Raw genomic sequence first — 4,048 nt, forward strand, 5'->3', positions numbered from 1 at the left:
GTTTTCATATGCTTAGTATGGCAGATTAATTTTAACTTACAACCCTTTAACGGCTTCTTACGACCGTGTGTGTCGCCTTATATCCACCCCCTGAAGTGGATGGTTTTATGGCGACTGGTGATAATACTTATCGTAAAGAGTGGGTTTGATGCAAAAACTCAAATCAGCTTAACTGGCCTTAAAGCTTGATCATTGTTTAAAACTTCAGAATTAGTTAAGGCGTTAAAATGGAGTCGTAATCCCCTTAGAACTAAAACAGGATAACCTGATATTTAGTTAACAGTGAATAGTTACTTTTTGGCACAAATTAGATTTTGAATAAAAAGCATCAAAGCTGCCAATGCCCTATAATAAAGCCCTAACCTTATCTTTTCAGCGAACAACTGTATTACTTTATTGTATTTTATGGCAATATAGCCTTATCATTATTAATAGGTTTGACTAATACTTATGTTACCATCTCGCTTAATGCACTCTTTAAAAAATCGCCTAAAAAAGCAGCGCCAAGCCCAAAAAAAGACTAAGAGCACTGCTTCAAATGCTCAACGCTCTACTTTGAGCTTACAAGAACAGGCGGCTCAAGCCAGTGCCGCTATATCTCGCTCTGGCCGTTCTGTAAACCAGCTTTACCGAAAACTTTCTGGTAAAACGCTAGATTTAGCAGTGAAGCCCAAGGTTATTGGCGACCTACCCACCATCAATACTGAAGAGGGGGCGCTCACCTTTTATGTGTTACGCGAGTACTCGCGCTCTAATAGTATTTTAGTCGACCTGCAGACCAAAGAGCATGACTTTCCCCCTGCTTTGGTAGGGGTTGAGAGCCCTGCTTTTAATATCAATGAAAATGCGGCCATTATTTTTCTAAACCATCCTAATGCAGATGGTCGTAAAGTGTCTCCCCGATTGGCCCGCCTAGTCACAGCTTGTCGTGAAAACCCAGCCATAAAAATTAATCTAGTACCAGTCTCGATTTTATGGGGGCGTGCGCCAGATAATGAAGACTCTTTGTTTAAGCTTTTAATGGCTGATAATTGGGAAGAGCCTTCCATTACAAAGCAGCTGTTTAACATCGGTATGATGGGACGGGATACCTTCGTTCAGTTCCACCCCCCTCAATCTTTGCATGATTTAATAGACTCCTTGTCTGCGCCAAATACCAGTATTCCTACTGAGCAATCACAGCAGCTGACTCAGCAATTATTTGATGCGGTAGATTTAAAAGACAGTGAGCTGTCAAACAGTGACAGAGAGCTGCTACTTCAGGCCAAAAGAAACGTTGAAGCCAATGGTCTATCGACCTCTACCGCCCTAGTTACTGCCTCAGAAGCGAATTTTAGCTTAGTCTTATTGGTGCAGCATAAGCTAAATGCCTATTTAGACAGCCAACGCCAAAGCATGATTGGCCCGGACTTGTCGGATAGACGTAACTTAGTAGACAAACTGATTAACTCCCCTGCGATTAATTATGCTTGCCAAAAAGAGGCAGAAGCTGAAAACATTAGCTTCGATGAGGCTAAAAAACGGGCTCGCGGTTATATCAACGAAATAGCCAATGATTATAATTACTCGGTTATTCGCTTCTTTTACAGATTCTTAACTTGGTTGTGGACTCAGCTTTATGACGGGATCGAGGTACATCACTTCGAGCAAGTTCGTGAATTGGCCACGACTCATGAACTTATTTATGTGCCTTGTCACCGAAGCCATGTCGACTATCTGCTACTGGGTTATGTTATTTTTGAGAAAGGCTTAAGTCTACCTTATGTGGCTGCTGGAAATAACCTAGACGTTCCAGTACTTGGCCCTATATTGCGTAATGCCATTGCCTTCTATATCCGCCGTAGCTTTAAAGATAATGAGTTATATAAAGCGGTCCTGCGTGAATATCTGCACACTCTAATCCAGCGCAATACGCCTATTGAGTACTTCATCGAAGGCGGCCGCTCTCGTTCAGGCCGTCTATTACCGCCTAGATTAGGTATGCTCTCGATGACCGTACACAGCCATTTACGAGGCTCAAACAAGCCTATGGCCTTTATCCCAACCTATATTGGCTATGAGCGCATCATGGAAGGCGGTACTTATATTGGGGAGCTGAAAGGTAAGCCAAAAGAATCAGAGTCGGTACTAGGCTTATTAAAAGTCAGCCGTAAAATTGAACGTATCTTCGGTCACGTCCATTTAAGCTTCGGTACTCCATTGCTGATGGAGGACTTCATGGAGAAGTTTGATGTGCAGCCGAACAGCTTGCCGGCCGATCGCACTGACACACCCCTTAGTAAAAATGCCATGGCTATGGTCGATAACCTTGGCGTTAAAATCATGCAGAATATCAATAAGGCGGCAGTGGTTAACCCCATCGCGCTGCTATCCTTGGTATTACTGTCTACTCCAAAAGCCGCTCTAGATGAAGACAGCTGCCGTGAGCAACTGGCTCTTTATCAAAGAATAGCCCACGGTTCGCCGTATTCTGAAAGCACTATCATTACCGACATGTCGCCACAATCTATCATTGACTACGGTATTAAGCTGAAACTGGTAGAGCGTACGCCGCATATCCTAGGCGATATGATCAAAGTGTTACCGAAGCAGATGGCGATCTTAAGTTACTTTAGAAACAACATTCTACATGTGTTTATCATGTCATCTTTCCTAGCTTCCCTAGTGTATAGGAATGGTCGTATCCAGCGCGAACACTTAGAAAGTATCGTCACTCAGCTTTATCCTTTCTTACAAAGTGAGTTGTTCTTATATCGTGCGGCTCGTAACTTACCAGATATGATTGATGAGAAGTTAAATAACCTGATTGAACAAGGGATGGTGGTTGACTTAGGCAATGGTGTAATTGGTACCCCGGAGAAAAACAGTGAGCAATATCAGCAATTAGATATGCTAGCCACTCCAGTGTCTCAAAGCCTTGAGCGTTACTTTATGTCTTTGGCGTTATTAGCCCAGCAAGGCTCAGGTAATTTAACGGCTGAACAGGTAGTAGACCTATGTCACCTATTGGGTCAACGCCTGTCTGTATTATACGCAGATGATCTCCCTGACTTCTTTGACCGCGCTCTATTTACCAGCTTCTTAAACACTTTAATACGCTTAGACTATGTACAAAATGATCCGGAAACGGGAGTACTGACCTTTGATGAGCGTATTAATAATATCGCTCGCCATGCTCATTACATTCTAAATCCTGACATCATGCAGATTCTGCAACATGTGGCTACGTTAGATGAAGATGAAATTAACCATGCTATCAGTGAAATCAATAATAAAAAACTGAGCAAGTTTAGTCGTAAGCGTTAAAAATTTAGTATAAATAGTAAAAAAGGGGGAAAATCTATATTTTTCCTCTTTTTTATGATTTCAGCAAACAAAAAAACGTCTGATGACGTCTAATTAATTAGATATCATCTAATACAGATAGTTGGGATAAGTAGCAAGTAATATTTATTGCAATACAGTTATAAATATGTAATTATCTGATCATTATAATTGAATCAATTTTTAGATGACGTTAGTTAACGTCATCTATCAAATATCTTAAATGTCAAATGTTATATGGAATATATAATGAATAAAAAAGACGGAAACTTACTTAACGACATAGTAGATAGTTTAGAGCGACATTCGATGCAGTGTCGATGCGGAGATCTAGCTGTACCTATACATCAAAAAGGCCACATATATAAATGCCTATCTTGTGGGAGAACCTAGGACGGAGTTAACTACAACTTTGCTCGTTTAAAACCAATTTTCTCAAATGAAGCCTCCTTATTGACAGTCGCCCCAGTTTATGATGATGTAGTACAAATGGAATCTTTTAATAAAGCTATTCATTTACTTCGAGAAAAAACTCACCAGAAGAAAGTATCTAATACCAATTCTAAAAAATAACACTCAAATCACACCACTCCCGCTGAGTGATAGACCTAATTAAGTTAGTCTCATTACACAATGCATTCCAAGCGTCACATGCCGCATCGACAATCGCATCATAACTCTCAAAACAGCGATTAGATAACCAATGCTGTTTAAGGTACTGCCA

General features: G+C 40.8%; 1 protein-coding gene. It reads left to right on the forward strand.

Features of this window, described 5'->3' with window-relative positions:
* Window positions 1-450: 450 nt before the first annotated feature.
* Window positions 451-3,306, forward strand: coding sequence for a glycerol-3-phosphate 1-O-acyltransferase PlsB (plsB, locus tag A1019T_RS09745; RefSeq protein WP_244156619.1), 2,856 nt, complete (start codon window positions 451-453; stop codon window positions 3,304-3,306).
* Window positions 3,307-4,048 lie beyond the last annotated feature (742 nt).

Origin of the sequence: Psychrobacter piechaudii, assembly GCF_900162825.1 — a bacterium.
Lineage (GTDB): Bacteria > Pseudomonadota > Gammaproteobacteria > Pseudomonadales > Moraxellaceae > Psychrobacter > Psychrobacter piechaudii.

What these genes read in the sequence shown, in the direction of transcription:
- plsB (WP_244156619.1), top strand. Translation starts at nt 451, where the DNA reads ATGTTACCATCTCGCTTAATGCACTCTTTAAAAAATCGCCTAAAAAAG.